16 protein-coding genes are annotated in these 16860 nt (G+C 31.5%); 5 read left to right on the forward strand and 11 right to left on the reverse strand.

Annotated features, from left to right (window positions below):
• Window positions 1–7 precede the first annotated feature (7 nt).
• On the forward strand, window positions 8–2317 hold the full coding sequence (gene gyrB / locus FMM58_RS02460; RefSeq protein WP_150140106.1) for a DNA topoisomerase (ATP-hydrolyzing) subunit B: 2310 nt from the start codon (window positions 8–10) through the stop codon (window positions 2315–2317).
• On the opposite strand, the gene FMM58_RS02465 is transcribed toward gyrB, so the two are convergent.
• The 7 genes from FMM58_RS02465 to FMM58_RS02495 all read right to left on the reverse strand — a co-directional run bounded on the left by FMM58_RS02465 (window position 2314) and on the right by FMM58_RS02495 (window position 7433).
• Entirely contained in the window at window positions 2314–3675 is a 1362-nt protein-coding gene (locus FMM58_RS02465; protein ID WP_223810438.1) for a nicotinate phosphoribosyltransferase, read from the reverse strand. The genes gyrB and FMM58_RS02465 overlap by 4 nt on opposite strands.
• Entirely contained in the window at window positions 3662–4684 is a 1023-nt protein-coding gene (locus FMM58_RS02470; protein ID WP_150140107.1) for a ribonucleotide-diphosphate reductase subunit beta, read from the reverse strand. The genes FMM58_RS02465 and FMM58_RS02470 overlap by 14 nt, the downstream gene beginning before the upstream one ends.
• Window positions 4656–5090, reverse strand: coding sequence for an RDD family protein (locus tag FMM58_RS02475; RefSeq protein WP_223810180.1), 435 nt, complete (start codon window positions 5088–5090; stop codon window positions 4656–4658). Before FMM58_RS02475 ends, FMM58_RS02470 begins: the two co-directional genes overlap by 29 nt.
• 2 nt (window positions 5091–5092) lie before the next feature.
• Window positions 5093–5704: an orotate phosphoribosyltransferase gene (gene pyrE / locus FMM58_RS02480; protein WP_150151526.1), complete on the reverse strand. Its 612-nt coding sequence runs from the start codon at window positions 5702–5704 to the stop codon at window positions 5093–5095.
• 3 nt (window positions 5705–5707) lie between these two features.
• On the reverse strand, window positions 5708–6265 hold the full coding sequence (frr, locus tag FMM58_RS02485) for a ribosome recycling factor (RefSeq protein ID WP_150151529.1): 558 nt from the start codon (window positions 6263–6265) through the stop codon (window positions 5708–5710).
• Window positions 6266–6267: 2 nt separating this feature from the next.
• Window positions 6268–6642, reverse strand: coding sequence for a preprotein translocase subunit SecG (secG, locus tag FMM58_RS02490; protein ID WP_150140110.1), 375 nt, complete (start codon window positions 6640–6642; stop codon window positions 6268–6270).
• 104 nt (window positions 6643–6746) lie between these two features.
• A complete protein-coding gene (locus tag FMM58_RS02495) occupies window positions 6747–7433 on the reverse strand; it encodes a Bax inhibitor-1/YccA family protein (RefSeq protein WP_150140111.1) in 687 nt (228 codons plus the stop codon).
• A gap of 123 nt (window positions 7434–7556) precedes the next feature.
• On the opposite strand from FMM58_RS02495, the gene FMM58_RS02500 reads away from it, so the two are divergent.
• Genes FMM58_RS02500 through FMM58_RS02510 form a run of 3 tightly spaced genes read left to right on the forward strand, consistent with a single transcriptional unit; the run spans window position 7557 to window position 11047 of the window.
• Window positions 7557–8192: a carbonic anhydrase gene (locus FMM58_RS02500; protein WP_150140112.1), complete on the forward strand. Its 636-nt coding sequence runs from the start codon at window positions 7557–7559 to the stop codon at window positions 8190–8192.
• On the forward strand, window positions 8189–10096 hold the full coding sequence (locus FMM58_RS02505; protein ID WP_150140113.1) for a mechanosensitive ion channel domain-containing protein: 1908 nt from the start codon (window positions 8189–8191) through the stop codon (window positions 10094–10096). The genes FMM58_RS02500 and FMM58_RS02505 overlap by 4 nt, the downstream gene beginning before the upstream one ends.
• 3 nt (window positions 10097–10099) lie before the next feature.
• Window positions 10100–11047: an asparaginase gene (locus FMM58_RS02510; protein ID WP_150140114.1), complete on the forward strand. Its 948-nt coding sequence runs from the start codon at window positions 10100–10102 to the stop codon at window positions 11045–11047.
• A gap of 1 nt (window position 11048) precedes the next feature.
• Here FMM58_RS02510 and FMM58_RS02515 read toward each other — a convergent pair whose 3' ends face one another.
• The 4 genes from FMM58_RS02515 to FMM58_RS02525 all read right to left on the reverse strand — a co-directional run bounded on the left by FMM58_RS02515 (window position 11049) and on the right by FMM58_RS02525 (window position 13776).
• Window positions 11049–12020 carry an aldo/keto reductase gene (locus FMM58_RS02515; RefSeq protein ID WP_150180388.1) on the reverse strand — a complete coding sequence of 324 codons (972 nt, stop codon included), beginning with the start codon at window positions 12018–12020 and terminating at the stop codon, window positions 11049–11051.
• A gap of 90 nt (window positions 12021–12110) precedes the next feature.
• Entirely contained in the window at window positions 12111–13073 is a 963-nt protein-coding gene (locus FMM58_RS02520) for an alpha/beta hydrolase (protein ID WP_150140288.1), read from the reverse strand.
• Between the two features lie 240 nt (window positions 13074–13313).
• Window positions 13314–13472, reverse strand: a complete 159-nt coding sequence (locus FMM58_RS08615) for a hypothetical protein (RefSeq protein ID WP_190317926.1) — start codon at window positions 13470–13472, stop codon at window positions 13314–13316.
• 85 nt (window positions 13473–13557) lie between these two features.
• Window positions 13558–13776, reverse strand: a complete 219-nt coding sequence (locus FMM58_RS02525) for a hypothetical protein (protein ID WP_150180365.1) — start codon at window positions 13774–13776, stop codon at window positions 13558–13560.
• A 340-nt stretch (window positions 13777–14116) separates the two neighbouring features.
• Between FMM58_RS02525 and flgE the strand changes: the two genes are divergently transcribed.
• Window positions 14117–16642 (forward strand): flagellar hook protein FlgE, encoded by a 2526-nt coding sequence (gene flgE, locus FMM58_RS02530; RefSeq protein ID WP_150180366.1) that lies wholly within the window; start codon window positions 14117–14119, stop codon window positions 16640–16642.
• The last annotated feature ends 218 nt before the right edge of the window (window positions 16643–16860 follow it).

A 16860-nucleotide genomic window follows, 5' to 3' on the forward strand; every position in this document is an offset into this window, starting at 1 on the left:
GAAAAAAATGCAAAATTATGGCGAAAACAATATAAAGGTATTAAAAGGCTTAGAAGCAGTTAGAAAACGTCCAGGAATGTATATAGGTGATACAAATATTAATGGTTTACATCATATGATTTATGAAGTAGTTGATAATTCAATTGACGAGGCCATGGCTGGATATTGTACTAATATAAACATAGAACTTACAAATGAAGGAAGTTGTATTGTAAGTGATAATGGTCGTGGAATTCCTGTTGGAATTCATCCTACTGAAAATATCCCTACTTTAACTGTTGTTTTAACCGTTCTTCATGCAGGTGGTAAATTTGATAAAGATACTTATAAGGTTTCAGGTGGACTTCATGGAGTTGGTGTTTCTGTAGTAAATGCACTTTCAAAAAAACTTATAGCAACTGTTCATAGAGATGGCAAAATTTACAAACAAAGTTTTTCAGAAGGAAAGACTATAAGTGAACTTGAAATTATAGGAAATAGTCAAAAAACTGGTACTATAATCGAATTTTTCCCTGATAATACTATCTTTGAAATAACTGAATTTAACGATGAAATTTTAATAAAAAGATTTAAAGAACTTGCATATTTAAATCCAAAAATCACTATAAATTTTAAAGATAATCGCACAAATAAAGCAGAAAATTTTCATTTTAATGGAGGAATTTCACAATTTGTTAGCGACCTTAATAAAAATGAGGCCCTAACTAAACCTATATTTTTTAATGTCAATGAAGAAGATGTTAATGTAGAAGTAGCACTTTTATATAATAGTACTTATACAGAAAATTTATTTTCTTTTGTAAATAATATAAAAACCCCTGATGGAGGAACTCACGAGGCTGGTTTTAGAATGGGTTTAACTCGCGTAATTAGTAATTATATAGAGGCAAATGCAGCTACTAGAGAAAAAGATTATAAGATTACAGGCGAGGATGTTAGAGAAGGTTTAATTGCTATTGTAAGCGTAAAGGTACCTGAACCTCAATTTGAAGGACAAACAAAAGGAAAATTAGGTTCTTCTTATGTTAGACCTATAGTTAATAAGGCAAGTTTTGAATATTTAACTAAATATTTTGAAGAAAATCCAAACGAAGCTAGGGCTATTATGAATAAGGCCTTAATGGCTGCTAAGGGTAGAGAAGCTGCTAAAAAAGCAAGGGAATTAACTCGCAAAAAAGAAAGTTTAAGTGTAGGAACTTTACCTGGAAAATTAGCAGATTGTCAAAGTAAGGACCCAAGTGAAAGTGAAATTTATCTTGTAGAAGGTGATAGTGCGGGTGGTTCTGCAAAACAAGGAAGAGAAAGGGCTTACCAAGCAATACTGCCTTTAAGAGGTAAAATTTTAAATGTTGAAAAGGCAAGACTTGATAAAATTTTAAAATCTGAACAAATTCAGAATATGATTACAGCCTTTGGTTGTGGCATAGGTGATGATTTTGATATAAGTCGTTTAAGGTATAATAAAATTATAATTATGACAGATGCTGATGTGGATGGAAGTCATATACAAACTTTGCTTTTAACCTTTTTCTTTCGCTTTATGAATGAACTTGTAGCAAATGGGCATATTTATCTAGCACAACCTCCTCTTTATCGCTATAAAAAAGGACAAAAAAAAGAAATTTATTTAAAGGATGAAAAGGCTTTAAATGATTATTTAATAGAAACAGGTATAGAAAGTGGTGGTTATGAAGGAATAGGGCTGAATGATTTAAAAGATTTTCTTAAACTTGTGATCAATTATAGAACTGCCTTAAAAGAACTTCAAAAACGTTTTAATGTAATTTGTGTAATTAGACATTTAATAGAAAATCCTGATTTAATAAGTCTTTCAAATCAAAATTTATTTAATGTTATTAAGGAATTTTTAGAAAAGCAAGATTATAATATTTTAAATTATTATATGAATAATGATTCTTTGCGTATCTTTGTACAAACTGAAAATGGCTTAGAAGAATTGCTTATAAATGATGATTTATTTACTCATCCTTTTTATACAGAGGCTGGTCATATCTTTTCTAAGATTAAAGAAAGGGATTTAAAATTTGATAAAGATATCTTTGAAATTTTAGATGAGGTTGAAAAGAATGCTAAAAAAGGAGCTTATATACAAAGATATAAGGGTTTAGGTGAGATGAACCCTGAACAGCTTTGGGAAACTACAATGGACCCAACCATTAGAAGACTTTTAAAAATCACTATAGAAGATGCCCAAAGTGCAAACGATACCTTTAATCTTTTTATGGGCGATGAGGTAGAACCTAGAAGAGAATATATACAAGCACACGCAAAGGATGTTAAGCACCTTGATGTTTAAAGGGAATGTTTAAAATTTTTAATAGTACTTGTTAATTTTTTTGATAATTTTACCTTATATTTTACATTTGGTTTTAAGCTTAAAAGTTCATTATCTAAATGGGAAAGTTGTTTTTTTGTATATAGGCTAATATCCTTTAAATTTGGGCTTTTAACAAGCCTTTTTCCATTATCAAAGACAAGTTTTAAAAGTTCCTTGTAAGGTTGATTAAAATCAATTTTTTCATCATAAACAAAGATTTTATCATAAAGAAATTTTTTACTTTTTTTATCATAAAAACGAAGAACGCGTTTAAAATGTGGGATTATAGTTTTTTGCTTATCTTCGCTTAGTTTTATTTTAGGTATTATCTTATTATTAATCTCATTTGCTACTAATTTATAAACAAAGCCAAATATAGGCTCACTTGATGCAGTTATTAATCTTTCACCCACTCCAAAGGCATCAATAGGAGCATTTTTATCAAGTAAATTTTCAATCATATATTCATCTAAGGAATTTGAAACTATTATCTTACAAGATTTTAAATTTGCCTTATCAAGCTTTTTTCTAATCCTTTTACTAAGCCTTTCTAAATCACCTGAATCAATTCTAATTGCCCCATTTAAGATATTAAATTTTTTAAAGACCTTAATGGCATTTTCAAGGCCACTTTTATAATTATAAGTATCTATTAAAAGGGTAGGGTTATTAGGATAAAGTTTTAAATATTCACAAAAGGCCTCATATTCATTATCAAACATTTGCACCCAAGAATGAGCCATTGTACCACTAGGGGTTATATTATAATACTTTGCTGCAAGGGTACAAGAACTTGCCATGCAACCTCCAATTATTGCTGCCCTTGCCCCATTAATGGCCGCTTCTTTTCCATGTGCCCTTCTAGCTCCAAATTCAAGCACAGGGCGATTTTTAGCACTGCGAACTATACGATTAGTTTTTGTAGCTATTAAGCTTTGGTGATTTAAGCTTAAAAGTAAAAAAGTTTCTAAAAGTTGGGCTTGTATGCTAGTAGCTTTAATGCAAAGAATAGGTTCATTTGCAAAGATTATTTCACCTTCATTCATAGCATAAATACTACCATTAAATTTAAAATTTTTCAAAAAATTTAAAAAGGCATCATTAAAATAATTTAAAGATTTTAAATAAGCTATATCATCATTATTAAAATGAAAATTTTCAACAAAGTCTAAAACACTTTCAAGCCCTGCAAAAATAGCAAAGCCACCATCATCAGGCACCCTTCTAAAAAAGATATCAAAATATGAAATTTGGTCCTTTTTTCCACTATTAAAATAGCCTTGTGCCATTGTAAGTTCGTAAAAATCGCAAAGTAAGGCTAGATTAAAAGTCTTCAAAGCTTATACTGCCTTTTGAATAATTTGTAACCTTGCTTTCAAAAAAGTTACTTTTTTGGTCATTAAATTTAGAAAAATCATCAACCCATTTTATAGGGTGTTTAGAATTGTATAATCTTTCATAACCAATAGCAACTAATCTTTGGTCTACTAAATAATGAATATATTCTTCTATAATATCATCTGTAAAGCCCATGATTTGATTTTGGGTGATATATTGTCCCCATTTAATCTCAAGCTCACCAGCCTTAGTAAACATTTCATAAATTTTTCTTTCATTTTCTAAATTAAATAAATCACTTCTTTCGGCACGAACCGAATTTATCATATTTTGAAATAATAATAAATGAGTGATTTCATCTCTTTGAATAAAGCGAATCATTTGAGCAGAACCTAGCATTTTACCAGCCCTTGCTAGTGCATAAATGGCAGTAAAACCACTATAAAAATAAATACCTTCTAAAATTTGATTTGCAACCATAGCAAGTAATAATTTATTATCATCCACGTCCCCTGCCAGGCTTTGATAAATGCCTGAAATAAAGTCATTTTTTTCCCTTAATGTTTCATCGTATTTTTCCATTTCATAGATTAAATCAGTATCATCACAAATGGCCTCAACCATTACAGCATAAGATTTTGAATGATTTGCCTCTTCATAGGCCTGTCTTGCTAAAACGGCGTTAATTTCTGGGGCGGTTATGTAAGGATTGATATTATCAGCTAAATTATTTGTTTGAAAGCTATCCATTGAAATAAGTTGGCTCCATACCAAATCATACATTCTTTTTTCAGCAGCAGTTAAATTACAACGATAATCAAGGGCATCCTTTGTAGTATCAACCTCTCTTGGAAACCAAGTATTTGCCTCCATTAAGTCCCAAAGTTTTAAAGCCCAAGTGTATTTTGCCTTTGTGAAATTTAAGATTCCATGTGGATTGCCGTTAAATACGCGTCTTTCTCCTAAATTTTCACTTGAACTAGGATTGTAAATTTTTTTTCTCTTCATAATCTTTCTCCTTTTTAACAATACAGCTTTGAGATATCAAATCATAGGCAGTTAAGCCATCTTTTCTAAATAAACTAATAATAATACCAAATAAAATGGCACAACTTATGATAAAAGCAAAATATCTTAGTATAATTTTAAGAATTTTAAGCTTTTTTCCTGTTTTTAAATCAATTAAGTAAAGTCCATAAGCTTTTAAACCCGGACTTTGTGCTGATTTTAAAAAAAATAAGCCTTGCAAAAAACCAAAGCCAAGTACGCAAATAAAAATGCTAAGTTGAGATTTTCTAAACTCAGCAGCAGAACCTAAAATAAAATAACTTATATATAAAAGTGGAACATAAAGTAAGAATAGGTCTATTAAAAAGGCCTTCATTCTTTCAACGCGACTTGCCCTTACTATCAATTTTAATTGCCTCTACTACCCGGTTTTATCGCCTTTGTACCTTCCTTACAAAGTGGACAATCACTAGCTTCATAAATTTCAAAATCAAAATTTCCCAAGGTAAAAAGTGGTATATTACTAGGCAATTTTGCCTCTTCTTTTCTTTGAGTTTTTAGGTTAGAAACTGCACAAAAACCACGATTTGCTAAGGCTGCAAAGGCTACTACCTTTCCACCTAAATTCTCAATTATCTTTGTGCTTTCAAGGGCTGAACCACCTGTTGTAATGATATCTTCACAAATGATAAATTTTTCATTTTCTTTAACACTAAAACCACGTCTTAAAGTCATAACCCCATCTACTCTTTCAGTGAAAATAAAACGTTTTGAAGAAACCCTAGCTAACTCATAACCTGCTAAAATTCCTCCAAGTGCAGGTGAACAAATGCTATCAAATTTAATCTTATTTTTTGCGATAATCTTAAATAATCTCTCACAAAGTTTTCCTGCTAGATAAGGATTTTCAAGTATTTTTGCACTTTGTAGGTAAAATTTAGAATGTTTTCCTGAACTTAATAAAAAATGCCCTTGTAAATATGCCCCAAATTTTTTATAAATCTTTTCTAAATTTGCCATTTTTTATACCTTTAAAAGCTCACTTTCTTTATTTTTCACGCTTTCATCGATTTTAGCCACATAAGAATCAGTAAATTTTTGAATTTCATCATAAGCCTTTTTTGCCTCGTCCTCGCTTATAACCTTATCTTTTTCAAGTTTTTTAACATTATCATTTGCATCTTTTCTAGTATTTCTAACTGAAATTTTAGCCTTTTCACCCATAGCCTTTGCGTGTTTTACATTTTCTTCTCTTTGTTCTCTTGTCATAGGAGGAAAGAAAAGTTTAACGCTTTCTCCATCGTTATTTGGATTAACGCCGATATTTGCAGCTGCTATGGTGCTTTCTATTGTTTTTAACATAGGTTTTTCCCAAGGACTTATGCTAATAGTTGAGGCATCACTTGCTAAAATGGTAGCTACTTGATTTAAAGGGGTAGCATTACCATAATAATCAACCATGATATGATCTAGTATATGTATATTTACCTTGCCAGTTCTAAGTGTAGTAAAATCTTTTTTAAGGGCTTCAAGTGCTTTTTCGTTATGTTCTTTTTGCTTTTTATAAATTTCATTAACCATTTTTATTCCTTTGTAGAATTTGTTTCGATATTAGGTGCTAGTGGGGCTAAATTTGAACTTGGAAGTTCAGGTATAGAAAGTGGGGCTGATGGCACTACCGGAATACTTGAATTTGTTTCTATTTGAATTTTTTCAGCTAAGGAATTTTTACTTGCTTTATTATAAAGATAACCAAGACCTATGGTATTTGCGATTAATACTAAACCCATAATAAAGGTAAATTTAGCTAAAAAACCAGCCGGTCCTTTTGCTCCAAATAAAGACTCATTACTTCCACTATATGCCCCAAGACCTATACTTGAACTTTTTTGTAATAAAACAGCGATACAAATTATCACAACAATAACAAATTGTAAGACAATTAAAAGGGTAATCATTTTAGCTTCCTAATGTAGATTTTGAGTAAAATTGTAGCTGATTTAAGTTTATAAAGATTTAAAATTTAAAAGAATTTGAAAGATATCTTTCAAATTCTTTATAACTAGCGATTTACACTTCTTAGAATATTTAAAAGTGACACAAAAAGATTTACAAAGTCTAAGTATAAAGCAACCGCACCCTCAACAGGTGTTTCATAATTTCCACGAATGATATTTTGTGTATCATAAAGAATGTAAAATGAAAATAAAATTGCTGCGATTGCCGAAATTGCTAAGCTAAAAACGCTACTTTGTACAAAAATATTTATCAAAGATGCAGCCACAACTACGATTAACACTATAAAAAGTGCCTTGCCTATAACGCTAAAATCTTTTTTTGTATTCATTGCAAAAAGGCTAAGTCCAGCAAAGGCTACCGTTGTTAAGGCAAAGGCTTGTGCTATTATAACTCCACCTTCTGCTAACATTAAAACAGACATTAAAAGAGGAGTTAGTGTAAGCCCTGAACAAAAGGTAAAGCCAAAAAGCAAGATTAAATTTAAAGGGGCCTCTCTTTTTTTATACATTAAGCCAAATAAAAGTCCAAGTTCCACAGCAAATAGTACCCAAAACATTACTTGAGATTGCACGAAGTATTGTGCTAGGCTAAAAACGCCTATATAAGCACCAGCAGTAGCAGCAAGTAAAGAGGCAGCAAAAAGCTGATAGGTTTGTTTTATAAAATTAGCAAGTGCACCTGATTTTGCACTTGAAAGTTCTCTTGAATAGTCTCTATCATAAAGATTCATTATATCTCCTTGTTTGATTTTTGTAAATTTAACACAATTTTTTTAATAAATGCAAATTCATACAAAAATTTTACAAATTAAACATTTTTGCTATAATGCAAAAAAATTTTTTCAAGGTTAAAAATGCAAAATCTTATCAGCGGTGCTATTAAATTTATGCAAGAGGATTTTAAGGAGCACGAACAATTATTTGAAAGTCTTAAAAATAGGCAAAATCCTCACACGCTTTTCATAGGCTGTTCTGATTCAAGAGTGATTCCAAATTTAATCACAAATACAGGACCTGGTGAACTTTTTGTGATAAGAAATATCGCAAATATAGTCCCTCCTTATCGCGTTGGGGATGATTATTTAGCTACGACCTCTGCTATAGAATATGCCTTAAATTCTTTGCATATTGAAAATATCGTAGTTTGTGGTCATAGTAATTGTGGTGGTTGTAATGCCTTGTATTCAAGTGATGAGGAGTTAAAGGAATTACCAAATGTTAAAAAGTGGCTAACCATGCTTGAACCCATAAAACATGATGTTTTATCTTTTGCAAAGGATGATATTGCGATGCGTTCTTGGCTTACTGAAAAGCTAAATTTAGTAAATTCTTTGCAAAATATCTTAACTTATCCAGGAGTTTTAAAGGCATTAGAAGATAAGAAAATCGAAATTCACGCTTGGTACTACATAATAGAAACGGGCGAAATTTATGAGTATGATTATAAAAGGCAGATTTTTACCTTAATTCAAAATAGGAATGTAAAATGAAAAAAATTATCTTAATATTTGCTTTATGCTTTGTTGTATTTTTGCAAGGTGATAATATAAACGAGTTTGAAGCACAAGAATTTGAAGTACAAGAACAAAATGCAAGTAGCGATGATAGTGGTAAAAAGATATATTTACTAGTACAAGACTTTGTAAAATTAAATCAAAAATTAAAAAAGGCTAAAGAAACTCAGGATATAAATTCTAGTTCTTTTAAATCCTTAAATTCCGAGATTAGTAGGGAAAAGGCTAAAATTTTAGCCACAATTCCAGGCGTTATAACGCAACAAAAGATAAATAGCGATGATGTAAATAAATTCTTAGAGGTTAGACAAAATTTAGAAAGCCTTAAAGAAAGAAGTACAAAAAATCACTTTGTTTTCGTGGATACTAGCTTGGATTTAATGTATATGCAAGTTATACAAGATTTTTTCTCAGCCTTATTTAAGCTTGAAAAATTGTTTAAAGAAACTGCAAGTAGTTCTTCAATGATAGCTGTAATCGATGAATCTCTAAACGCTTTGCAAAAAGATTCTGTTAATAATCTTGGTGAAAATAAGGCAAAGATTACAAATGAAAGTGAGCTTTTAAGGGTAGAAAGAAAAGAAGCCATGATTGCAAATGCTGTCGAGGCCTATAATGAAATTTTAATGCACTTAAAAGATAATGCAAATTTGCTTGAAAGTAATTATATTTTTAGTACCTTTAAGTTTCAAGATTGGATAAATTATATAAATGAAATTTTTGATATTGAATATATAAATGTAGGCAAGGTCTTACTTTGCGTAATTGTGATTTTGTTTTTTATTTCACTTAGAAAATTTTTAGCAAATATTTTATATATTGTTTTGATTAAATTATTTTATCGAAACAAGGATGGAAGTAGCGTTAAAGAACTTTTTATAGATAGTATTAAAAAGCCTGTTGGATACTTGCTTTTAGTTTATGCCATTAGCTTGTGTTTAACGATAATTTTTTATCCTCAACCCGTATTTTTAGCAATCACTAATCTTTTATATATAATCTATGCAATATTCTTTGCCCTTTTAGCCTTTAAGATTATCGATGGTTATGGCATGGTAATAATCTCAAAAATAGCTCAAAAAAGTGGCAAAAAAGAAGTAATTAACCTAGTTATAAAAATAGTTTATTTTATAATCTTCATAATAGCCATACTTTTCATACTTTCAAGGCTTGGTTTTAATATCTCAGCCATTATCGCTTCACTTGGAATAGGTGGTTTAGCAGTTGCCCTTGCTGCAAAAGATATTATCGCAAATTTCTTTGCGTCTATACTCCTTTTATTTGATGATAGTTTTAATCAAGGCGATTGGGTAGAGATTGCTGGTATTGAGGGTAATGTCGTTGAAACAGGACTTAGAAAAACTACTATTAGGACCTTTGATAACTCCTTAGTATTTTTGCCAAATTCAGCAGTAATGGCAGCAAATATTAAAAATTGGTCTAAACGTCGTATAGGAAGACATATAAAAATGTATATAGGCGTGGGATACGATGCTACCCCTGAAAAGCTTGATGCTTGCGTGAATGATTTAAGAGAGCTTTTAAATACTAGCGAGTTGGTATCTCACCCAGAAGATAATGCCTTAAAAGCCGGTAGCTGGGCAAAATATAGACAAAATTTAGTTTCTATTAATGATCTAGAAGGTTATAAAAATGCTTGTTATGTTGCATTAAGTGATTTTGGAGATAGTAGTATAAATATAGAACTTTATTTTTATACCAAGGGCGTAACAGCTAAGGATTTTAGGGAAACTAGACATAAATTAATGCTTGAGTTTATGCGTATAGTTGCTAAAAATGGACTTAGCTTTGCTTTCCCAAGTAGAAGTATTTATATAGAAAATTTGCCTAAGAATTTAGAATTTAGCACCAAGGCTTAATCTATGCAAGAACCAAGGATTGCCATTTTAGCAACGGGTGGGACAATTGCTGGTTTAAGTAAAGATAACCTAAGTTTAAATTATAAGGCAGGGGTTTTAAGCATTGATAGCTTAATAAAATCCTTGCCTAAGATTAATGCTAAAATTTCTACTTATCAAATTTCAAATATCGATAGTTGCGATATGGATGATGAAATTCAAATAAAATTAGCAAAAAAGATTAACGAACTTTTTGAAAAAGATATCGATGGCATAGTTGTAACGCATGGAAGTGATACCTTAGAAGAAAGTGCGTATTTTATACAATTAAGCGTAAAAAGCAATAAGCCAGTTATTTTTACAGCCTCCATGAGACCCTTTTTTTCACTAAGTAGCGATGGGCCCAAAAATCTTTATAATGCCATTATTTTAGCTACAAAATCAAAAGGGGTTTTAATAAGCATAAATGATAAAATTTTTAGCCCTAGAGTGCTTAGTAAAACTCACACTCTAAATTTAAACGCCTTTTCTTCGCCAAATGAACTTGGCTATATAGTGGATAATGATATATTTTTTTATGAAAAAAATAAAAAAGCACCCTTTGATATAGATAAAATCACTACTTTGCCAAAGGTTGATATACTTTATTCTTACTCAAATGATGGAAACGCTATAAGCGCAAAAGCTCTTTTTGAAAATGGTACCAAAGGCTTAGTTATTGCAGGAAGTGGGGCTGGAAGTATACATAAGAATTTAAAAAATGTGTTAAAAGAATTAATAAAAAAGGGCTTAATCATAGTTGTTAGTACTAGGGTTGCTTTTGGTAGCGTAATTTTAAGCAAAGAAGATATTAAACTAGGCTTTATCTCAGCTCTTGATTTAAATCCTCAAAAGGCTAGAATTTTACTTATCCTAGCCCTAAGTAAGACTAAAAATATACAAAAAATTCAAAAATATTTTTTAAAATATTAGCTTATCTATCTATCCATTTTTGCGTATTTTCATTATATCTATTGCCTACTATTTTAATCTTTTCAAGCCTTTCATTTATGTTTTGTAAGTCTTGCACGCTTAAATTTATATTAACGGCGTTAATATTTTCTTCAAGCCTATTAATCTTAGTGGTTCCAAAAATAGGTACTACAAAATTTGCTTGATTGCTTACCCAAGCAAGTGCAATTTGTGCTGGAGTGGCATTTTTAGAATTTGCAAGTTCTTTAATATAATCAATCAAGGCTTGATTTGCCTCAATGGCTTCTTTTGCAAAGCGTGGATTATTAGCCCTTGAGTCATCTTTGTTAAAGGTGGTTTTATTATTTATGACCCCTGTTAAAAAGCCCCTACCTAGTGGAGAAAATGGCACAAAGCCTATATTAAGCTCTTTTAAAAGTGGTAAAATTTCATCTTCTGGTTCTCTCCACCACATAGAATACTCACTTTGCAAGGCCGTTACAGGTACAATTGAATTTGCCTTTTTTATGGTATTAACACCTGCTTCGCTTAGTCCAAAATTTCGAATTTTTCCTTCTTTTATAAGTCCTGCTATGGTTTGTGCTACCTCTTCAATAGGGGTATTTTTATCAACTCTGTGTTGATAATAAAGGTCTATATAATCAGTTTGCAATCTTTTCAAAGAACCCTCAACACTTTTAATAATCCTTTCTTTTGAACTATCAAGCCCATTTTCATAAATGCCAAATTTAGTAGCGATTACTACTTTGTCTCTTTTTCCCTTAAAGGCCTTGCCAAGCAATATTTCATTTGTATGAGGTCCATAAACTTCTGCTGTATCAAAAAAGTTAATGCCTAAATCAATAGCCCTATGAACAAGTTTTATCATCTCATTTTCATCTAGCTTTTTATAATCTCCATAAGCATAAGTTAAACCCATACAACCAAGCCCAAATTGAGAAACTTCTAAATTTCGCAACTTCCTTTTTTGCATTTTTATATCCTTTGCAAATAAATTTGCACTCATAGCCATAAAGGCCACAAGGCTAGAAAATTTTAAAAATTCGCGTCTATTTTGCATGTTTTATCCTAAATTTTTATTGATAAATTCAGCTATTGTGTCAAATTGTATGAATTTTTCATTATCATATAAGTCTGTATGATTTGCCCCTTTGACTATGATTAGCTTTTTATTTGAGCCCTTTAACTTTTTATAAACATCCTCGCTAAAATACCTAGAATGTGCCTTTTCACCATGTATCAATAAAACAGCGTTATCAATCTCATTAAGGTAATTTAAAATAGGTGCATTTAAAAAGGATAAGGTAGAAGTAACATTCCAACCTCCATTTGAATTTAAGGACCTTTCATGGTACCCTCTTTTTGTTTTATAATACGCGTGATAATCCTTGAAAAATTGTGGTGCGTCACCTGGCAATTTATCAGGTACGCCCCCGGCTAAGGCATAATTATTGTTTTTAAAATCCTTAATCCTTTGTTCGTTTAATGCCTTTTTCTTAGCCATTCTAGCTTCCTTGCTATCTTCTTTATCAAAATAGCCTTTCGCATTTACCCTTGACATATCATACATTGTAGACGCAACTGCTACCTTGATTCTTGGGTCATTTTGTATAGCATTTATACTAAATCCACCCCAGCCACAAATTCCTATAATGGCTATTTTTTCAGGGTCAACCTTTTCATTTGTGCTTAGAAAATCAACTGCTGCACTAAAATCTTCTGTATTTATATCAGGCGAGGCGACATATCTTGGACTTCCACCACTTTCTCCTGTAAATGATGGGTCAAAGGCTATTGTTAAAAAGCCTCTTTGTGCTAGATTGTGAGCATAAAAGCCGCTTGATTGTTCTTTAACTGCCCCAAAGGGACCACTTATCGCAATGGCACTAAGTTTACCCTTAGCGTTTTTTGGTTCATACATATCAGCTACTAAGGTGATTCCATAGCGATTTTTAAAGCTTACCTTGCTATGTTTTACCTTATCGCTTAGCTTAAAGGTTTTATCCCATTTTTGAGTTAATTCCATTGTATTTTCCTTTGAAAATAAATTTGTAAAAGCTAGAACTCCAGCAACTAAACTTGCAGTTTTTAAAAAGGTTCTTCTGTTTTGCATTTGATTCCTTTTTTGAAAGATTTTTAAAATTATAAAGGATTAGAGTTAGTATAAGTCAAGTTAAATTTGAAAAAAATTGAAATTTAATGTGTGTTTAGATAATTAACATTAAAATATAAAATGTAATGTTAGAAAAAGTTAAATTTACAAGCCCTATAAGTGCTTTGCATTTGGTAAGGTACAAGGATTGTCGCTAGTGGTTAGTTTTGTTTTAATGAAAATATCTATTTTTGTATATTCTTTTGGTTGTTTTTTAAACAATTTTTGTAAAAATTTATCTATTTGACTATCAAATATTATTTTAAAACTCATCGTACTTTCTATTTATTAATTTTTACATCTGCTTCAAGTTTTGCCTTTTCTTCATCGCTCATTTTATTAAATTTTTTTCTAAATTTTATCGCTGTTTTAGTTTCTTCATAAGGTATAAACTCATATTTTGGCTTATCAATATGATTTTTAACTGCGTTCTTAGAAATTTTCTTAATTTATTAAAATCTTTTAACTTTTCTTGAGTTGAAATTTTTAATTTTTCCACCTTTTCATCTATACTCAAAAGTGAGTTTAAAAGCTGTATTTCACTCATATTTAAGTATTTTTTATAATTAATTTGCATTTTTACTCCTTTTCTATATTCTTTTAATGGTCTGTTTATTTTTTATTGATTATATAAACTTACTATATCAATGCTACATATAAAATAAGATGCAATTAGCAAGTCCGAATCTCCTTCTATTTTATAATTTGTAGTAATCCAACCTGCAATCTATAAAAGTAGCTACAAATACACCAATCAAAATTTTAAGATACCAGACTTTTCTTTTAATATATCAATCCTCGTTATGTGCGTATTGTACTTTAGATACCAAAATTACAAACAAAATTTTAAAACTTGGCACATTTATTGCTTAACTTTTTCTAAGCAATTTGAAGCAATACATTTTAAAGGATTTACTATGATGAGATCATTATGGTCTGGTGTATCCGGGCTAAAAGCGCATCAAACCGCGATGGACGTTGAGGGTAACAACATAGCCAACGTTAACACAACAGGTTTTAAATACTCTCGTGCAGACTTTAGTACGATTTTTTCTCAAACCGTTAAAATCGCCACTTCCCCAACAGGAACCCTAGGTGGACAAAACGCTATGCAAATAGGTCTTGGTACCACGATTACTTCTACTACTAGAATTCACTCACAAGGTTCTATTGAAACTACGGATAAAAACACCGACGTTGCACTTAATGGCGATGGTTTCTTTATCGTAAGTGATGATGGTGGCGTGACTGATTATCTTACTCGTTCGGGTGATTTTCAACTTGATGCTTATGGAAATTTTGTTAATAATTCAGGTTATGTGGTACAAGGTTGGAATATAGACTGGAATACTCAAACCATAGATACAAGTCGTTCAGCTACTAACATTTTTATAGACCCAGGTCTTCATATCTCAGCAGTTGCATCGACCACAGTTTCAGTTAAGGCAAATTTAAATAGTGGTCTAAGCATAGGCACAGCAAGTACTTCTTTATATGCTCTTGATTCAGTGCACGGTTATAATACTAGAACAGCTACCGAAGCAAATGAAAATGATACAGGTACTACTCAGTTTTACACAACTTCAAGTAATTCTATGGAAGTTACTGAAAAGGGTGTTGATGCAGCTGTTTTATTTAATGCAAGTGGAACAGGTTTAAATTTAAGAAATGGTCAAGGTATTTGGATAAGCTATGCAGATGCTACTTATTCTACGCATTCTACAGCTGGTTTAACCTATTTTAACTCTAGTGCTGGAGTTGATCAAAATGATGTAATATTCTGGGGTGATAGTACACAAAATGTAACCCTAGATATCACAATAAACGGGGTTAGAATTCAAAACTCAACTATAAGTAGTATAGAAGAAGCCATTGCTTATATCAATACCTATACCTCTCCAACCGATACTAGAGATGGTACAGGTGTAACTGCTGTTATAAATGCGGCTGGCACGGGTATAGACTTTGTAAATGATAATGCCGATGGTACTACTGATAATATGAAAAATATTAATCTTACGGTAAATAATGGTAATACGGCTGGTGAGTTATGGAGTATTGCTAATTATGATGCTGCTACTGGTACTTATGGCAATTATAATGTAGGTGGTGCTGGTGTTTCTTCTTGGATTGATGCAGCAGTAAATGCAGTAAATAATGTAGAAGTTATAACAGCTCATTATTATGTATATAGTTCAAATTCAGTAACCCTAGATGATATGTATAATCCTGATGGTGGTGCTGGTTTAAATGTAGCAGACGTAGGTGTGCTTGGTACTGCAACTAATAATTATGTAGAAGCCACTACTAATGGTTCTTTACTTACAACTGCTGTAAGGACCTTTCATACCACTGAGGATTTAAGGGAGTTAATACAAAGGGATGCAAGATATGGGGTTGATTATGATGGAAGTGGCAGCTTTGATACAAGTGATATTAATGAAAATGTAACCGTTATAGTAAATTCAGATGGTTACTATGCTATATCAGTATCCGAAGGAGATGCAAATGTTAATATTTGGAATGCTGGTGCTAATGTGTTTAACACTACAGCTGTTACTGCACAAGATTTAACCCTAAGTATAACCGAATATAGCGACCAAGCAGGGACAATCAGTACAAATTCTGCCTTTACTACTATGTTTCAAGCTTGGGAAGGTATACTTACGACCGGTTCTCAAGTAAGAGAAAGCGAACAATTTAAACTTTCAGCCTTTTCAGTAGGACTTGAAATTTATGACTCATTAGGGGCCTTACATACCATAGAAGTACAATGGGTAAAACAAGCTACTACAACAGATGGTGGTAATGAATGGCTAATGATAATAAGCGTTGAAGAACCTGCAGTAATTAACACCTCAGGAGATGGCCCTTCAAATGTAGTGGTAGGAACTGCAAGGTTTAATAACGATGGTACAATGGCATCTTATACACCAAGGACCTTAAATTTCTCACCAAATAACGGGGCTGCATCTAATCAAACCATAAGACTAAGCTTTGGTACAAGTGGTACAAATGATGGGGTTGTAAGTTCTAGTTCAACTTCAACTTTAACTAGTCAATCAACCGATGGTTATGCTTCTGGTTCTATTTTGGCTGATCAAATAAGAGTTGACTCAGATGGTAATATTTTAGCCGAGTTTACAAACGGCTTAACCTTTGCAGTAGCTACTATAGCAGTTGCAACAGTGGCAAATAACTCAGGGCTTGAAGAAATAGGGGGTAATCTTTATAAGGTAACTGCAAATAGTGGTTCTATAGTAGTTGGTGTGGCTGGTACTGGAGGTAGAGGTACTATGGCAACTGCTTCTTTGGAAATGTCAAACACAGACTTAAGTACAGCTTTAACAAACTTAATAGTTGTGCAAAGAGGTTATCAAGCTAACTCAAAGACCATAACCACAAGTGATGAAATGCTTCAAACTTTATTGCAACTTAAATAAAAGTTTTTAACTTTTAAAGCAAGGGCGTAAAAACCCTTGCTTAAATCTAGCTTTACAAGCCTATCTTGGTAGTCTTGTATTACTAGATTAGGCTTGGTGCCTTCAATCTATTGCTAACGCGCTCTTTTTAGAGTGCGTTGCAATCTAAGAATTTCTAATCACCTTATAATGTCTTTTCCCCTTTGATTTTATAAGGTGTTGTTTTGTGTTATAATTAT

Source organism: Campylobacter sp. LR291e, assembly GCF_008633915.1.
Taxonomy (GTDB): Bacteria; Campylobacterota; Campylobacteria; order Campylobacterales; family Campylobacteraceae; genus Campylobacter_D.